The 703-nt window shown below is 41.1% G+C and carries 2 protein-coding genes; both read left to right on the top strand.

Features of this window, described 5'->3' with window-relative positions; genetic code table 11:
* The coding region (locus ACS8FC_RS17565; protein ID WP_439297734.1) for a DUF4845 domain-containing protein at window positions 1-254 on the top strand (254 nt) is incomplete at its 5' end.
* Window positions 255-357: 103 nt separating this feature from the next.
* Window positions 358-703, top strand: a 346-nt coding sequence (locus ACS8FC_RS17560) for a ribonuclease III domain-containing protein (protein ID WP_439297733.1), incomplete at its 3' end; no start/stop codon positions are given.

The following is a 703-nucleotide window of genomic DNA, read 5'->3' as shown; positions in this document are numbered from 1 at the left end:
AGCTCTTGCGTGCAGAGCTTAAAGTAGCCAATAATAATAACGAGACAGCCAAGCAGTTCGTTGAGCGTGTTAACAAACAGCTATCCATCAATGCGGACTATGACACCAATGCAGAAGATGTATTCACTTTTACCAATAAAAAAACGGGCCAATTGGCTATTCATAAAGAATATGCAGTAACCAATACGTTCTTTAGCAATGTCGATATCGTGAATCGTTTCGAAGGAGACATCGATATGGCTACAGCAGAATAAATAATCATAATATGGGACAGCGCTTTAGTGTCCTCAACAAAATCCAACATATACTTTTATTAAACTAAATCTGTAAAACAGAAGGGATAACCACAAGCCACGCATGAAACCAACTTCGCAACATTCCCAAGCGGTTCTTACTCCTAAAAAAAATAGTACGTCTGTCGACACGCTTGTTGTTAGCTCAGAATTTACTCAGCGCTTAGCAGTCTTAACGCGCAAGTTAGGCTATGTGTTTAATGATTTGAGCCTGCCAAAGCTTGCATTGACGCACCGCTCATTTGACAGCAAAAAAAACTATGAGCGTCTAGAGTTTTTAGGTGATGCGCTCTTGGGCATGATTGTGGGTGAGGCTTTATACCATCGTTATCCTAATCAAAACGAAGGGCGTCTAACCCGTATGCGTGCAACTTTGGTTCGCCAAGAATCACTGGTTATTATCGCGCAAA

The sequence above is a fragment of the Psychrobacter sp. 1Y4 genome (genome assembly GCF_051847555.1).
The sequence above is the reverse complement of the archived record's forward strand: the minus strand, read 5'-3'. Positions and strand labels throughout refer to the sequence as shown.